Annotated in this window: 11 protein-coding genes; 2 read left to right on the top strand and 9 right to left on the bottom strand. The window is 58.6% G+C overall.

Features of this window, described 5'->3' with window-relative positions; all coding sequences use genetic code 11:
* Positions 1-204: 204 nt before the first annotated feature.
* Positions 205-2916, top strand: coding sequence for an MMPL family transporter (locus tag Mal65_RS00110; protein WP_145292526.1), 2712 nt, complete (start codon positions 205-207; stop codon positions 2914-2916).
* Between the two features lie 8 nt (positions 2917-2924).
* Here Mal65_RS00110 and Mal65_RS00105 read toward each other — a convergent pair whose 3' ends face one another.
* Both Mal65_RS00105 and epmA read right to left on the bottom strand, forming a co-directional pair.
* Positions 2925-3401: a hemerythrin domain-containing protein gene (locus tag Mal65_RS00105; RefSeq protein ID WP_145292524.1), complete on the bottom strand. Its 477-nt coding sequence runs from the start codon at positions 3399-3401 to the stop codon at positions 2925-2927.
* Between the two features lie 122 nt (positions 3402-3523).
* Positions 3524-4492: an EF-P lysine aminoacylase EpmA gene (gene epmA / locus Mal65_RS00100; protein ID WP_145292521.1), complete on the bottom strand. Its 969-nt coding sequence runs from the start codon at positions 4490-4492 to the stop codon at positions 3524-3526.
* 86 nt (positions 4493-4578) lie between these two features.
* Here epmA and Mal65_RS00095 point away from each other — a divergent pair, with 86 nt between their 5' ends.
* Positions 4579-5610 (top strand): ThiF family adenylyltransferase, encoded by a 1032-nt coding sequence (locus Mal65_RS00095; protein WP_145292519.1) that lies wholly within the window; start codon positions 4579-4581, stop codon positions 5608-5610.
* Between the two features lie 147 nt (positions 5611-5757).
* Here Mal65_RS00095 and Mal65_RS00090 read toward each other — a convergent pair whose 3' ends face one another.
* From Mal65_RS00090 to Mal65_RS00060, 7 genes are all read right to left on the bottom strand, one after another.
* Positions 5758-8331 (bottom strand): ATP-dependent Clp protease ATP-binding subunit, encoded by a 2574-nt coding sequence (locus Mal65_RS00090; RefSeq protein ID WP_145292517.1) that lies wholly within the window; start codon positions 8329-8331, stop codon positions 5758-5760.
* A 246-nt stretch (positions 8332-8577) separates the two neighbouring features.
* Positions 8578-9135: a tetratricopeptide repeat protein gene (locus tag Mal65_RS00085; protein WP_145292515.1), complete on the bottom strand. Its 558-nt coding sequence runs from the start codon at positions 9133-9135 to the stop codon at positions 8578-8580.
* A gap of 92 nt (positions 9136-9227) precedes the next feature.
* The gene (locus Mal65_RS00080; protein WP_145292513.1) at positions 9228-10172 is read right to left on the bottom strand and encodes a DNA integrity scanning protein DisA nucleotide-binding domain protein; all 945 of its coding nucleotides are present in this window, start codon (positions 10170-10172) and stop codon (positions 9228-9230) included.
* A gap of 112 nt (positions 10173-10284) precedes the next feature.
* Entirely contained in the window at positions 10285-11424 is a 1140-nt protein-coding gene (locus Mal65_RS00075) for an acetate/propionate family kinase (RefSeq protein WP_145292511.1), read from the bottom strand.
* Positions 11421-13568, bottom strand: coding sequence for a phosphate acetyltransferase (pta, locus tag Mal65_RS00070; protein ID WP_145292509.1), 2148 nt, complete (start codon positions 13566-13568; stop codon positions 11421-11423). The genes Mal65_RS00075 and pta overlap by 4 nt, the downstream gene beginning before the upstream one ends.
* Positions 13569-13573: 5 nt before the next feature.
* The gene (locus tag Mal65_RS00065) at positions 13574-15997 is read right to left on the bottom strand and encodes a hypothetical protein (protein WP_165700973.1); all 2424 of its coding nucleotides are present in this window, start codon (positions 15995-15997) and stop codon (positions 13574-13576) included.
* 238 nt (positions 15998-16235) lie between these two features.
* Positions 16236-17234, bottom strand: a complete 999-nt coding sequence (locus Mal65_RS00060; RefSeq protein ID WP_145292505.1) for a 4Fe-4S dicluster domain-containing protein — start codon at positions 17232-17234, stop codon at positions 16236-16238.
* Positions 17235-17286: the final 52 nt, after the last annotated feature.

The following is a 17286-nucleotide window of genomic DNA, read 5'->3' as shown; positions in this document are numbered from 1 at the left end:
GTCGTCGGCCAAGTCGGATGGGCGTGTCCCGGGGGTTCGCCGCCGATCCGTTCCCGCTCTCGCGTTTCAGGCTCCCGCGCGACATACTTGCCCGTATCGTGGCGTTTTGACGGGCCTTTTGTTCGACGCTTATGCCTTGAACGGATCTCTGGTCAAAACGTATTGTTCCATAGGGCCGCTGTTCTCGAGACCTCTGCCGACCCAATGCCGACCGCCACACCGCGTCGATGGACCACTTGGGTGGTGCGATACCACAAGTGGATTGTCCTATTTTGGATCGCTCTGGCGGTTGCGGTCCGATCGACGGCTCCGACTTGGGACCGGGTCGCGCTGGACGGCGATTTTGATTATCTGCCGGCTGATCTGACCAGCGTGGCCGGTGGCCGCTTGTTGAATCAGGCGTTCCCGGGCGAACGTAGTCGCAGCCAGTTGGTCTTTCTGCTGTGTCGTGATGATGGTGAACTGACCAAGCAAGACGAGATCTTGGGTCTCGACCTGCTGCGGCGTCTTTATCATCGGTTGGCCGAAGCCAGTTGGCAGCGGGCCATCCGCTATGGGTATGAATCCGGGCCGACGGACCCCGACCAGCCTTATGCGTCCTGGATTGCGCTGACGCGGGCGGCATTGGATGAAGCCATTCGTACCGACGAAGCGTTCTATGACGCGATCAGTGAATCGGTTCCCGACACGTCGCCCACACCGACCGAACCACGCATGGCGATCGCCTACTGGGACCGTGGTAACCTGCTGCGATCGCTGCACGAACCTGATGACGCGATCGCCCGTGATGTCGAAGCCGCGGTGGTCTTCTGTCCCACGATCGCCACCGAAACGCGTCCGATCGCCGAGCGTGACATTGACGGCTGGGATCATCTGATCGACATCTGGTCCTGGAATGATTCGTTGGTCGGCGGCAAGCTGCGGACCGACCAGGCCCGATTGGTGGTCGGTCGCTTGTCGACCGAATTGGCCAGCACATCGAATATCGCTACCTTTGAAGCGGCCGGCGATCTGATTCGGAACACCGTTGCCTACAGTGATCGCTTCGTCGAACCAGGCGTACGGTTGCATTTGACCGGGTCCGCCGCCATTGGTGGCGAAACGCTGTCCGCGTCGCGCGATGCCATTCGCTATACGGAATGGTTCACCGTGGGAATGATCCTGGTGTTGTTAACGCTGGTGTATCGATCGCCGCTGCTGGTCATGATTCCAATCGTTTCGATCGGCGTTGCTTTGGTGGTGGCCAGTGGAACGATGACACACCTTGCGTCATTGTCGGCCACCGGAGCATTGCCGCTTCCGGATTTGCGGATCTTCACCACCAGTCGAATTTTTATCGTCGTCATTCTGTTCGGTGCCGGGACGGACTATTGTCTGTTCTTGATCGCACGTCTGCGGGAAGAATCCACGATCCGATCGTGGCCCAAAGCCTGTGCCAGCGCACTTAGCAACGTCTCCGGTGCACTTCTTGGTAGCGCGTTGACGACCATTGTTGGCTTGGGAACATTGGCGTTTGCAGACTTCGGCAAGTTTCAGTCGACCGGCCCGGTGATCGCCGTCTGTCTGTTCATCGCCTTGTTGGTCTGTCTATCACTGACGCCCGCCATTTTGTACTGGATCGGCCCGATCGCGTTCTGGCCGATGAAGATCACCGAGAATCGGATGCCGACGCTGACGCTGTCGGGAAGCTGGAAAGAATCTGGTGGGGTCAAATCGCGAACCTGGAGCCAAATCGCGTTGATGTTGACTCGGGCACCCGCGATGACGCTGGGAATCGGCATGGTGTTGCTGTTGATCCCTGCCGGATACGGATACGTCCACGAAAGCGATGTGACGTATGACATGAGCGGCCAATTGGGCGCCAAAAGTGTCACGACGCGGGGCATGGCGGCGCTGCGAAATCATTTCAGCATCGGTGAAATCAACCCCGTCACACTGATGATGGTGGCGCCGAAATCGCTGCCTGGTGATGACCTGCAACAACAAGTCAAATCGCTGTCCGAGACGCTGTACGGGATCGACGGTGTGATCGCCGTCCGCACGGCAGATGATCCATTGGGCGAACGTAAGCGAGGATTATTCAGCCGAGACGCATTGTTCCGCCGGGCGTTGCGGAACCACCGAATCGCTCAGCGTCATTTCTTTTCGGACGTTCCAGAGTACGCCGGACGGTTGATTCGCATGGACGTCGTGCTGGAAGGGAACCCGTTTGATCAACAGACCGCCCAACTATTGGAGAATCTATCCGACCGGCTCAACTCGATGACGAACGAATCATCGGGGAACTGGACGGACTATGACCTTTACTTGACCGGGACAACGCCGTCGATCGTCGACCTTCGCCAAGTGACCATTCGCGACAATCGGACGATCAAGATTGCGGTGATCCTTGCGGTGCTGTGCGTTTTGGTTTTGGTGATCCGCCGCATCGGTGTCAGCGTGTATTTGATCCTGACGGTCTTGCTTAGCTACTACGCAACCCTGGGTTTGACCGTCATCTTCTTTTCGTCACTTTACGGTGACAGCTTTCTCGGCTTGGATTGGAAATTGCCGCTGTTTTTGTTCGTGATCCTGGTGGCGGTTGGCCAGGACTACAACGTTTACTTGGTCACACGCATTTTGGAAGAACAGCGCAAAGGCGGATGGTTGATGGCCGTTCGCCGATCGGTCGCGCGAACCGGCGGCATCATTTCCGCGTGCGGATTGGTGATGGCGGCGACGTTCTTCAGCATGACCGCGTCGGCATGGTTTCCATCCCTGATTCAGTGGATAGGGGTCGCCGTCGAGCAGCCCACGACACTGCAAGGCATCATCCAGCTTGGGTTCGCATTAGGTCTGGGTGTTTTGATTGACACGTTTTACGTTCGCACAATCTTGGTCCCCAGCTTCTTTGCAATGCTGGGCCGAGCGGCCTGAATCGTGCATCAATCGCCCACACCGATGTCATCATCCAACGTGGATAGGATCAATCGAAGTTCCGCTTCTTCATGATCCGCGAAACTGCGAAAAAACGTCCTGTAATCGGATACCACGGCCGCAACTTTCGTCTCGGCATCAGGTGCGGTTTCGCCTGCACGATCAGCCAAGTCGCGGATGCGGGCGAATAGTTTCGGATGAGCCGCACGCAAGTGTTCCGCTTCGGCACTGCGAAGCGGGTCGGTGTCCAAGGCGGAATCAAAGTACCCGTAGGCTTCTTCCAATGAGAAATGGAAAGCCAACTGGTCCCGCAATTCGTCCAGCAATGCACTGATTTCCGACCAATGGTTGCAGGCGACCGTCGGGTGCTTGATCAACGGGTCGATCCGATCAAGCAGCTGCTTCAAATGCTGGTTATCGTCTTTGATGTCTTTCAAAAACGCAGCGTTGACGCCCAAGCGACGTGCGGTATCGGATGTGTTCATGAATCTTTCTCCGGCACGGTGAATCCATTGTCGTCGCGAAACAGCTTGAACAGCCACGTTTGTGGATCACCATTTTAATCAATCCTTCACGCGTCGGGCACGATCCGACCGGTTTGCGACAATCATGCTCGGTCAATCGGCAACGGGATGACATCGTCGATATGTTCGACGCCCATTCGAAGCATCAGAAGCCGATCGAAACCAAGCGCGACGCCTGCACATTGGGGCAACCCCGACCGCATCGCCGCCAGTAACGTGGTGTCGGTTTCTAGCGGTGATCGACCGGCAGCCTCACGCTTTCGGTTGTTCGATTCGTACCGATGCAACAATTCGTTTGCGTCCAGCAATTCGTCATAACCGTTGGCCAATTCGATCCCGTCGACGAACCACTCAAAACGCTCGGCACAGTCCGGATCGCGAGCCGATTGACGGGCCAGTGCCGCTTGCGTCAACGGATAGTCCCGAACGATCCAAGATGACTCTTTGGTCAACTGCGGAATGACACGATCGGAAAACAAGACATCCAACAACCCGTCACGATCGTCGGCCAGATCTTGGGCCAAGTCGGGCTCCCTTTGCTGTACGAGGGAACGCAGACGTTTCAGATCACCTTCGATCGGGTCCACACCCAAGGATTGCTGAAACGCTTCGCGATAGCTGATCACCGAGGTGGCGGTCCGCCGCAGGATCACCTCTGCCAAATCCTTCAACAGGCCGATCTGGGACTCGGCATCCCCGTCGCGTTGATACCATTCCAACATCGTGAATTCGACGTTGTGGTGCCGGCCGACTTCGCCGCTGCGGAATACCGGCCCGATGCTGTAGATCGATGGGGCACCGCCGGCCAACATTCGTTTCATCGCCGATTCAGGAGATGTCTGCAGAAAGAAGTGGCGGGGCACATCATCGGTCGCCAAACCCAACTCGGACGTCTGAACACGAATTGGATCCAAGTAGGCATCGACGACGCAGTCGCGTCCCATACAAGGCGGTTGGACTTCGAAATAGCCGCGATCGTCGAAGAAGCGTCGAACCTGTCGCAGCAGGTCGGCCCGCTGAACCACCATCGGGTGCATGGACGAATTTTCCATTGGTGTGCACATTGTTGGGTACCGGTTGATCGATCCGCGGAGCCGGCCGCAATTGAATCCCGATATCTCCGCCACGTGGAAGACCGTTGAATAGCCCCCGAGACCGATACGCCCGACAAATCCAGTTGTCCACGATTGGCGATCAGGGACAGCGTCGCATTGGCGATTCGACGGCGGCGGTTGTGGGCTGTGGTGCCTTGGGCACGGTCGCAGCCGAATTGCTGGCCCGTGCGGGTGTCGGCCGATTGCGTCTGGTCGATCGCGACATTGTGGAATGGAGCAACCTGCAACGACAGTCCCTGTTTGACGAAAACGATGCCCGATCGGGATCGCCCAAAGCGGCCGCCGCAGCCGACCGCTTGCGACGTATCAATTCGGATATCCAGATCGAACCGCAAGTTGTCGATGTTTTGCCGGGCAACATCACCGGCGTACTAGACGGAGTTGATTTGGTCATCGATGCCTGTGACAACTTCGAATTACGTTTACTGATCAATGACTGGTCACTGGAAAACGAGATCCCGTTCATTCACGGTGGATGCGTGGGATCCGGCGGTCAGGTGCGTCTATTCGATGGAACCGGCCAACCGTGCTTTCGCTGCCTTGTTCGCGATCTGCCGCCGCCCGGTTCGGTTCAGACGTGCGACACGGCCGGTGTCTTGGGTGCGGCCACCCATTTGATTGCCAGTTTGCAGGCCGCTGAAGCGATCAAGTGGCTGGCCGGCAGTCGTTCTTCCATCCGCACGTCCGTATTGTCGATCGATCTGTGGCAGAACAAAATTCGACAGATCGATACATCGGAGATTGTCGATCCGCAGTGTCCGGCGTGTGTCGGAAAACGACGCGATTTCTTGAACGCCGACGCCGGGCCGCCGGCCGCCGCACTGTGTGGGCGTGAAAGCGTGCAAGTTCCGGCGCGTCAGGGAACACAGTTGGATCTTTCATCGTTTGAAGCACGATGGCAAGACTTGGGCAGGGTCCAGTGCACGCCCTTTTTTGTTCGCCTTCATTTGGACGAATCCCAAAGTTTGACACTGTTTCGGGACGGCCGGGCCGTGATCAGCGGGACCCGCGACGTCGCGATCGCACGATCGCTGTACGATCGCTACGTGGGATGATCCGGACGCTTTGCAAACGCTGGCTAGTCCACGGGAGACCAACGCCGGCGGATCGATAAAGATCACATCATTGAAAAAGCGAGGCCACTGTGGGTGACCTCGCTTGCGATTGTTTGGAAAGTCTTGCCGTCGACTGGCAGCCGAAAATCAGCTTTCGTCGTCTTGGGACTTGTCGTCGTCGTTCCCGTCGCTGACGCCTGCGGCAACAGGTTCTTCGCTGGTCCCGCGGGCCTCGCCCTTGAAGTCCAGCCGTGTGACTTTGCCTTCATCGTTGTGGAACGCATCGACAATGATCGTGTCTTTGCCTTCGAAGGTTCCACGCAGCAATTCTTCGCCCAACGGATCTTCGATTCGTTGTTCGATTGCACGACGCAGCGGACGGGCACCGTAATCCAGGTTGCTGCCCTTCTTGATCAAGAATTCCTTGGCCTCGTCGGTCAATTCCAATGCTAGGCCGCGTTCGAGCAATCGTTCGCGGACCTTGGCAAGTTCGTAATCGATGACCAGCTTCAGGTCCTTCTTCTCCAAGTGGCGGAAGATGATCGTGTCGTCCAAGCGGTTTAGGAATTCCGGTCGGAAGACGCGTTCGATCTTGTCCATCACGCGTGACTTCATTGATTCGAAGTTCGCATCGCCGTCGGGACGTTGGAATCCCAGCGACTGTTCGTTCTTAATCGCTTCGGCACCGGCGTTGGTCGTCATGATCAAAATGGTGTTGCGGAAATCGACGTTGCGACCGAACGAATCGGTCAGCCGGCCTTCTTCCATGACTTGCAACAGCATGTTGAAGACGTCCGGGTGTGCTTTTTCGATTTCATCGAACAACACGACGGCGTACGGACGACGACGGATCTTTTCGGTCAGCTGGCCGCCTTCTTCGTATCCCACGAATCCGGGAGGTGCCCCGATCAATCGGCTGACGTTGTGCTTTTCCATGTATTCGGACATGTCGATATGGATCAGCGCTTCGGAGTCACCGAACATGTATTCGGCAAGCGCCTTAGCCAGCAACGTTTTACCGACACCGGTGGGACCGGCGAAGATGAACGAACCGGTGGGCCGTTTGGGATCTTTCAATCCACTGCGGCTGCGGCGAACGGCTTTGGCGATGGCCGAAACCGCGGCGTCTTGGCTGACCACACGTTTGTGCAGTTCGTCTTCCATCCGCAACAAACGCAGGCTGTCTTCGGTCGACAGTCGGGTCAACGGAATGCCGGTCATCTTGCTAACGACTTCCGCGATGACTTCTTCGTCGACGACGCCATCGGTCTGTTGTGACTTTTCGCGCCACTCTTGCGTGATCTGATCCTTCTTCTTCCGAAGTTTTTCAGCTTGGTCCCGCAGATTGGCGGCTTTTTCGAAGTCTTGATTGGCGACCGCGTCTTCCTTTTCCTTGTTCAGCTTTTCGACTTCCTCGTCGATTTCCTTCAAGTCCGGCGGACGGGTCATCGTGCGCAACCGCACCCGAGCACCAGCTTCGTCGATCACGTCGATCGCTTTGTCCGGCAGACAGCGGGCGGTGATGTAGCGTTCGGACATTTCGACCGCGGCGACGACGGCGTCATCGGTGAACTGGACGCGGTGGTGTTCTTCGTACCGTTCGCGGAGTCCCTTGATGATCTCGATCGTTTCCGCCTTGCCGGTCGGTTCGACCATGATTTCTTGGAAACGTCGGGCCAGTGCGTTGTCCTTTTCGATGTACTTTCGATACTCGTCCAGCGTCGTCGCACCGATGCACTGAATTTCACCCCGAGCCAATGCGGGTTTCAGAACGTTGGCGGCATCGATCGCACCTTCGGCGCCACCGGCACCGACCAGGGTGTGCAATTCGTCGATGAACAGAATCGTGTTTTTGACCCGACGGACTTCCGTCATCACGGCCTTGATGCGTTCTTCGAACTGACCGCGGTACTTGGTCCCGGCGACCATCATCGCCAAGTCCAAGACAACGATCCGCTTGTCGGCCAAGATCTCGGGGACTTCGCCGCTGATGACGCGTTGTGCAAATCCTTCGACGATCGCGGTTTTGCCCACGCCGGCTTCGCCCAACAGGACCGGGTTGTTCTTGGTCCGACGGCAAAGGATCTGGATCGCGCGTTCGATTTCGCGTTCGCGACCGATGACCGGATCCAATTCGTTTTTCTTGGCGAGTTCGGTCAGGTCACGGCCGAAGCTGTCCAGGGCGGGCGTCTTGCTTTTGCCGCTTTTACTGCTGCTGCTGCCGCCGCTGCTTTCGCCTTCACCGCCGCGACCGCCACGTTCGCCGACTTCGGCACTGTCCAGGCCGTGGCCCAGCAAGTTCAAGACTTCTTCGCGGACGTCTTCCAACTTCAGCCCCAAGTTCATCAGCACTTGGGCGGCGACGCCTTCTTGTTCGCGGAGCAGACCCAACAGAATGTGCTCGGTCCCCACGTAGCTGTGATTCAGGTTCCGAGCCTCTTCCATGGAGTACTCGATAACCTTCTTGGCCCGGGGCGTCTGCGGCAATTTGCCGACGGTGACCATTTCCGGCCCGCTTTGGACCAGTTTTTCCACTTCCAGACGGATCTTTCGCAGGTCAACTTCCAAATTCTTCAGGACGTTGGCGGCGACCCCGCTGCCTTCTTTCACCAAGCCCAGCAGGATGTGCTCGGTCCCGATGTATTCGTGGTTGAATCGCTGAGCCTCTTGGTTGGCCAGTTGCATGACCTTTCGGGCTCGATCCGTAAATCGTTCGTACATGTTTTTCTCGTGATCCAGGTTGATCGAATGGCTGTCAATCTGGCGAATCGTTCGTCAAGGAATTGTTGTGTGAAGCAAACCGTAGGCCACACCACGCCGTGAATCCGCCACGATTCGGGTTCGCGGCGTCGAAACCTAGCCAAAAACCGTACTCCGTTCGATTTTTTCAACGGTTTTAGCGACTGGTCATGCGAACGCTGTTAGAGCCCCCCGGCCATGGCAACGATAACGATTTTACCGGTTATGCTAAACCGCTGGGATAGGTTCTTCGGCAGAACGAGCCAACCGACGGGCTTCGGCTGCCAATTCCAACCGCCAATTGTCGGCCACTTCGATCCGACGCATTTCTTCCAACAAAATCTCCGCCGACTCGACACGTCCGGTGTGACGATAGACGCCGCACAGCATCAACAGCGCCGGCGGATCCCTCGGCTCAATTGCTAGCGTTTGTGTCAACAAGGCTTCGGCACGCTCCCAATCGCCCGCCAGATAGGCCGCGTGGGCTTCGCCGAATCGGTCAGGTTTCTCGGTGACTTCACGGGGCACCAATCGCTCAGGCAATTCCCGCAGGCTGCGTTGAACCCAAAAGCCCCAGACGATGATGGCGACCCAAAAACCGACGTGAATCAGGCCGCCGGACAACCATCCGGGGTACAAAAACTTGGCCACCAAAAACCAGTTCAGTGCGATCGCGAATACGATCGCCACGGGCAGCCCCGACAGGTGACCCCGCCACCACAAATCGGCCATCCCCGGCCAAAGGCAGGTGGCGTAGTGCGTCCAGCGTAGCGAGGTCCGTTTCATGACGACGACAGTAGCGTTTCCGTCGTCGCGGTGGCAAGATTTGTTGTGAAACGCGGTCCGTACCGGGGTTTGCCCGGCGGGGGCCGAACGTTTCAGTCGTCCCCGCCGGCTTGGGGCGGTTCGAACGAGAATTCCTGCCACTTGATCGCCTTGTTGGTCGGTACGATCTGCAGGATCAGAAAGCCGTTTTGGTACAGCCGGACGGTCCCGGTGCTTTGGCTGACGACCACCGACACGGCTTTGGTCTTCAAGGTGATCGCCGCGGCGGCCCAGTGACGCGACCCCAGACCTTTGGTCATCTTCAGGTCGTCGTGGGAAACCTCCAGCATTTGACGGCTGCGTTCGATGTAACCGTCAGCCGAAACGATGAACGCCCCATCCAACTGGGCGATTTCTTTGGCGTCTTCCTGGACCTTGGGGTCCAACAGGTAGCGGAACGATTTGTTGTATCCGCGGTACGGGTCCACGCCGCTGTCGCTGGCATGCTCCATGACTTTTCGGGTGTCGCCGACGACGAACAGAGTCCCCACGGCTTTGCCCTCGCGACCTTCGCGGCCGATGTCGACGGCCAAATCGACCACCGCTTTGATCGTTTTCAGGGGCACGCTGCTTTCGATCTGCTGCAGATCGCGGCTGGTGAACCGACGCATGCGTTCGTCCAGCTGCAGATAGCTGATCGAATCCAGACGGCCTTGTTGAAAACCGCTGTACACCGCGACGACGTCGCCGTTGGGCCGGATCACTTCATCGGCGGCGGCTTCCAGCAAGGCTTCCTGCAAACGTTCCAGCACCGGCGCCTTTTCTTTGTTCAGCGCCAGAGGCACCAATCCGGCTTCGGCGGCACCTTCCAAATCGGCCGGATCGTCGACGGCAACGATCACCGGCTTTTCGATATCGGCCACCAACCCGGCGATACGAATCCAGTCGGTCGAACCGTCCAACAGCAACAACAACGCGTCACCATCGCGTTTGTTCAACAGTTCAACGCCGACCGCGATCATGGCCGCTGTTTGTTTGGTCAATCGTTGGGTCGGCATATCAGGTCGGCAAAAACGATCCGGTGGATGTATCAGCGCAGCGAATCACGGCGTACGTCCCAGTGTAGGTGATCGCCCACGTTCGTAGAACGGACAACGGCCAGGATTCGCATCATCGGCCGTCGATCAAGTCGGCCGTCTGGCGGGCGATGGCCCATTCTTCGTCGGTCGGTACCACCAACGTCCGCACCGTCGCATCGTCGCTGGACAGATCGATGGGCTGGACATCAGGTTTGGCCCAGGCATTGACGGGCAGATCCATTCGCAGCCCTAGATGATGCAAAGGTTCGACCACGCGTCGCCGGATTTCCGCACTGTTTTCACCGATGCCCGCTGTAAATACCAACGCGTCCAATCCGCCCAGAACCGCAAAGTACGAACCGACATATTTATGCAATCGCCGAACATAGATGTCGATCGCCAATTTCGCGGACTCGTCATCATCGGTCGCCGCTTCCAGCGCACGACGCATGTCGGCTTGGCCGCACAGTCCCAGCAACCCGCTTTCCTTGATCAGAACCCGTTCGACTTGGTCGACGGTCCAGCCGGCCGTTCGCATCAGATAGATCGGCACGCTGGGATCGATGTCGCCGCAACGCGTGGCCATCACCAAACCTTCCAGCGGCGTCAGCCCCATCGACGTGTCGATCGCACGCCCGCCGATCGACGCGGTTGCGCTGGCACCACCGCCCAAATGCAGCGTGATCACCTTGGCCGACGTCCGGTCGATGCCCTGGGCGGCCAGATGGTCCAAGGCCAAACCGGTAACGTACTGGTGTGACGTGCCGTGCATTCCGTATTTTCGGACGCCGTGATCGACGTACACCGAATCGGGAACCGCATAGCGATAGGCGACCGGCGGCAGCGTGGAAAAATACGCGGTGTCGAAGACCAACACCTGGGGAATCGACGCCGACGTGGTGGCGATGTGGTCGATCACCCGTCGAGCCGGCGGATTGTGCAGCGGCGCCAGCGGATCCAATTCGACCATGTCCGATCGGACTTGATCGGTCACGCGTGTGGGTTCGGTAAAGCGATCACCACCTTGAACCACCCGATGTCCGATCGCGGTAAATTCGATGTCCGCGTGCTTTTGCAACGCATCTTGAACAGCGGTCATGTGATCGGGTGCGTCGCCACCGTCTTGCCCGATTCGATCAATCAATCCCTCGGTCAGTCGTTCTCGCCGCTGGGTATCAATGCAGGCATATTTCAATGTGGTGCTGCCCACATTGACGACCAAAACGTTCATGGGGACGTGCCCGTTGGAATCGTTGTTGTGGAACTTGTGGCGTTTTCGGGGACCGATACGCTTTGCGCTTGAACGGCCGTGATGGCCACCGTGTTGACGATGTCGGCGACCGTACAACCACGCGAAAGGTCGTTCACCGGTTTGTTCAAACCTTGCAAGACCGGACCGATGGCGACGGCGCCGGCCGACCGCTGGACGGCCTTGTATGTGTTGTTGCCGGTATTCAAATCGGGAAAGACGAACACCGTTGCGCGTCCGGCGACTTGGCTGTCAGGCATCTTTTGGGCAGCCACCCGCGGGTCGATCGCGGCGTCGTATTGCAGCGGACCTTCGACGGGCAATTCCGGACGTCGGCGGCGTAGCATTTCGGTGGCTTGTCGGACCCGATCGACGTCGGCGCCCTTTCCACTTTCACCGGTGGAATAGGACAGCATCGCCACGCGTGGTTCGATCCCGAACTGCGCCGCGGTATCGGCACTACTGCTGGCGATTTCCACCAGTTCGTCGGCCGACGGATTGGGGATCACCGCACAATCGCCGTACACCAAAACGCTGTGACGCAGACACATCAAAAAGACACTGCTGACCACGCCAACCCCGGGCCGCGTTTTGACAAATTCGAACGCGGGCCGAATCGTGTTGGCCGTCGTGTGGCGTGAACCACTGACCATGCCACCGGCCAACCCGCGGTGGACCAACATCGTGCCGAAATAGCTGACTTCGTGCATCCGGTCGCGGGCCACGTCCAAGGTGACCCCACGGTCACGGCGCATTTCGTAGTATTCCTGGGAAAACTGTTCATGCAGCGGGCTGTCGAACGGATTGATGATCTCCACGCCTTCGTCGGGCAACGCCACGCCGGCGGCCACCGCCGCCGCTTGGATCTCCGCCGGATCTCCCAACAGGATCAGGTCGGCCACTTTGCGGCGTCGCAGCACATCGACGGCTTGCAAGATCCGAGGTTCAGTGCCTTCGGGCAACACGATTCGCGTGTCGACGGCGCGGGCCCGCTGGATCAGCGAGTATTCGAACAACAGCGGTGTGACCTTGAAGGCGACCGGCGCCTGCAGTCGCCCGGCCAAGTCATCGTTGTCGATGTTCTGTTCAAACAGCCCAATGGCCGATTCGATCTTTCTTGGCGCGTGTTCACCGATTTCGGCACGCACCTGGGACGCCTTTCGCGCCGCGGTGAACGTGTCGTCGGTCGTCATCAGGATCGGCAACCCACACGCGTGACGGACCATGTCACGAATCGAATCGGGCGGCAGGATTCCACCGGTCAACACGACACCCGCCGGCGCCGGTCCTTCCGGACGCAAACAGGACAGGGCACACCCGGCCAAGATGTCGCTGCGGTCGCCGGGGGTGATCACCAAACTGGACGGAAAAATTCGCTCGGCAAAACTGGGCAACTGCATCGCCGCGACCTTCAAACGCGAGATCTCGCGATCCAACGTCACTTCGTCACCGGAAAGCAACGTCGCGCCGATGCCCTTTTGAATTTCGCGGACCGTGGGGTGGCGCAGCAGCGCGACCTCGGGCAAGAAATACATCGGCGCTTGCGCGTCCAAGCCGGCATCGTGACAGGCTTGGCGTAGCCCGGTGTCCATCTTTTCGGTCACCTGATTGACCACCGTCGCGACGATTTGCCCGCCATGGTCGGTCAAGCTGTCGTTGCCGATGCGGATCGATTGCACACAGTCTTCCACCGTGTCGTGCGACGCGGCATAGACGGGCATCAGGGCACATCCCAGGTTGATCGCAATGTCGGCATTCAGCTCGAATTCGATCTCCGGCACCAAGCCTTGGAAACTGGTGCCTTCGACGACCACGAAGTCGGCGTTCTCCTCCAGCGTCTTGAACACCGCTTGGATCCGTTGGATCAGTCCGTCGTACTGATCTGCGGCCAACATCTGGCGGGCTTCGCGACGTGTCACGCCGGCCATTTGCGCCGGGGTCGTTTCCATGCGGTAACGTGCCCGCATCAATCGAATGCTTTGATCGTCCTCGGGACTATGACGGACGATTGGGCGAAAGAAGGCGACGCGATCAAAGCGTCGCATGGCCAGTTCCATCACGCCAAGAGCGACCATGCGTTTGCCGGTCGCATTGGCATTGGTCGCCAGATACAAGCTTTTGGGCATCTGTCTTATCGACGATATCGCCGATGGGTCGAACCGTTGTTAGATCGTGCGACGGCACCATGTCGCCACGCTGGTCCTTCACGGTATACCCGATCGTAGAACATCGCCAGGGATCGCAAGGCGTGACCTTTTGGCCCGATGGACCATTCACGCTGGGGTTCGTTGCCGATTTCGGTGGCCAGGAATCGAACCGCGGCCAACAGTCGCGGGTTCTGGATTTCATGATCCGGCGTGGCGGTCAACAACCATTCGGTCATATGACCGGTGGTTTGAATCTTCCGATCCAGATCGCCGTTGTCTTCACGACCGGCGAACCAATCGGTGCTGAAAGATCCGTCGCGGTTTTGAAGTTTGTAGGTGTAAGCCATGAAGTCTTGCACGAACTTGTCAGCCCGACTCCACTGCCCAGTGATGGGCAATCCTTCGGCGCGACGTTTCCGCAAGGCATGTGCAAAGCCCATCAAACGGTGTGTGCCGCCACAGGCTTGCCCGACGATCGGCTGCGACAATTCTTCCGCCAGCAATCGCTCGAAATCCCAACGCTGGCCGTCATCGGAAACCCAGGTTGCATCGGTGCTCATGTAATGCAGCAAGCCGATCATGATGAACGTCAATTCCGTTCCCGGCTTACACGACTTGGCTTCACGTTGGACCAAGTCAGCGACCGTGTACTTTTTGCCGCTGGCGTACAGCGGATATGTGTCGGGAACACCGGACAGGCCAAGGGTCATCAGGAATTGGCCGTCGTGTCCTTGCAGCCCCACACCATTGGTCGCTTCGATGCCGTTGGGACCATCGGCCAACAATCGCTGGCCACGACAGATGTTGTTCCCCGCGACCCAAGCGATGGTGCTGTAGTGTTTTTTGCCGACACGGACTTTGGTATCCGGTCCGTAAACCAACATCGCGTGAATCATGCCCCAGTTGCTGCGGCCGTCGGCGATCTCCGGTCGGTCATAAAAGTACTTCAACACGCCCGCGATTCGCCCCTTCATCGACGCCGCGGTGCGGGTCAAACCGAAATCCTGTTTCGGATTTCCGGTGTAGTCCAGTTCGACTTGAGAGACTTCATCGACATCCAACGGTGCGACGGATGCCACCGATGGTGACTCGTTTTGCTGGACGGCCCGTGGCGATGCGGCCTTGGAATCATGCGCGTCCAGATCCTTGACGTTCGCCTCGGTCAGTCCAGGGGATGTCTTTTGTTGCGTCGATCGGGCAATGCGAGCCGATTCGGATGAATCATCGCTGTGACGATCGACACGACGCGGGACAACGGCCGTTTCCTGATCCGCGTCTGCGGATGGACGTTGGTAATCGGGGTGAACCGATTCGGTGTGTCGACCGGAACGATCGATCTTCAGCGAACGCACGGTGATGCCACCTGCATTGCTGGATGACGCGACGGGTTCGTCAGCGGTCTCGGTTGGCTTGTCGGTCGGTGTCTGCGTTTCGCCGGCGACATTCTGCTGAGTTTGATTGACCTGAACATCCGCGGACGGGTCGCCCAGTGATGGCACGGGCCGAAGCTGATCGGACGAAGCTTCCCGGTCAAGTTTGGGTTGTGTTTCCAGGTCCGCCGACGGAGTCGAGTCCTCGGGTGACACCGCCGCTTCGTTTGCGATGTCCGGTTTTGCAAGATCCGGCTTTGCCAATTTTGGCTTCGTCACCGCCGGCATCGGACGGAAACGATCGACCGACGGTGCGGCGGGTGTCGTTGCGATCGGAGCCGACGGTTGACGGGATCGAGCAACGGGATCGGTCAACGGGGCAATCCGGTTGATCGCTTCGCGGGCGACCCAATTGGAATCGGGATCAACCACGGCGTTCGGAACAACGCCGGGCTGTGCGTTTCGCTGAACGGGTGCCGATGGCTGAACGGGTGCCGATGGCTTCTGAGACGACGAATCGTTTGCCGGTGAATCAAGGCCACGATCCGATTCGGTCCGCAACGACGGCGGCAACCCATGGATCGGCTTGGGCTGAGACGCCACGGCAGGCGCGCCCAACGACAGCGGACCAGGACGTGTTTCGCGCTGGTTGACCGGTTTCGCGGGAACCAACTTGTCGACGGTCGCCGAGGGACGGGCGGGTGCCAGATTCAGCGGGCGCAGCTTGATCGACGATGCGGCTACCGATTTTGGCTGGCTCTTTTCGGCCGATGCGGGCTCGGCCGATGGTTCATCCGCTTTCGATTCGGCGATCGGATCCTTGGGCGGCAACAGCTTCAACGCCGGCTCGATGGTTTCGACCGGCTTGTCCTGCCACGGCTTGTGTGCCTCGCGAATGCGCACCTGCACATTGGCCGGCGCTTGCAGTGTCAATCCGCTCTCATCAGCCCATGCCGTATCAGCCCCCCCGGCCATGGCGATCAGGCAAGCGAGGGCGGTTCGGCGGGCGGCACATTGGCGGCGGGTTCGCAGCGACACGGTGGGCTCCTAGGCGGATGATCAGACATCCTTTTCCATCGGAACACCGGCGCCAGAAGTTCACACAAACGAATCGGCTAATGAACAGACATCGATCCGTTTCGACCGCACGGGGGAAAAACGCTTCACAGAGCCCGGAAAACGCACCGCAATGACAGTTTGGAAAAGCTGCGTCGTTTGCGAAATGTCCCCGTGGACGCTGCCCATGGAGCATGAAACACGATCGTCGCGGCGATGACTACAGGTCCATGTCGTCCAAAGCGTCGATCAGATTGTCCAGCCGATCCTTCGGCTGATTCTCCAGATCCGATTGCCGGCGTCGCAGCTGATCATCGATCCCAACCGCATCTCGCCCGGCCAACAACAGCTGCTCGTCACGCTCGCGGGCCGCAGTCGCGATCGGATCATCGCCCTTGGCCGGTGCGCCAAACAATTGTGAAAGATCGATCTTGAAGCCTTCATCGCCATCGGTCGGGGCGCCGGCGATCGCGGGGGCCTTGTGCTGCGGAAAGATGATGGCATTTTCGGGACACACGCGGCTGCACGCCGGACAACCTTTGCGACAGTTGTCGGGCTGTTCGACCAAGATGGTTTCCGCACCGTCGACGCCATAGACGCCGAACAGACAAAAGTCGATGCACTCCATGCAATTGGTGCAGCGATCGAAATCGATCACGGGATACCACCGACGTTTGGTCGGCTCGTCCACTTCGACGATCTTTCCTCCGACAATCGGCAGCCCCGCGGATTCCGGATGAGTCCGGCCGATCAATTCACGAATCCCGTCGACGTATCGCCCGACATCGTTTCCGGTCTTCAAATCGACACAGTGGATGACGCGATCCGGACGCGGGTGCAGTTCGGTGACTCGAGTGGGTTCGTCAGCGTCGGTCGACGACGTCGTCGTGACCGGTTCGGCGTCGCCGGACGCGTCATCGTCGGCCAGAAATTCCTGGTATCGTCCGCGAATTTGATTCCGGTCCAACACCCAGTGTGCCGCACGCGGAAAGATCCAGGAGGCGATGATCAGGTCGCCTTGGACCTCGGCCAATTCACGATACGAATCACTGTTGCGGGGCAAGTCGTACAGGTGCGGCACCACGATCACGCGTACGCCATCGATCTTCCCGGCCTGCTGCGCCAGGGCCTGTTCCAAACCACGCTTTTCCGGGTTTCGCGATTGGCCTTTGGATACAACGACCGTGATCGTTTGGGCGGAGGGTACAGCTGAGATCATGAAACTGATTGAATCGGGTTCGTCGATCGGGATGTTTCGCTGGGGTCGTTCA

Origin of the sequence: Crateriforma conspicua (assembly GCF_007752935.1) — a bacterium.
GTDB lineage: Bacteria > Planctomycetota > Planctomycetia > Pirellulales > Pirellulaceae > Crateriforma > Crateriforma conspicua.
The sequence above is the reverse complement of the archived record's forward strand: the minus strand, read 5'-3'. Positions and strand labels throughout refer to the sequence as shown.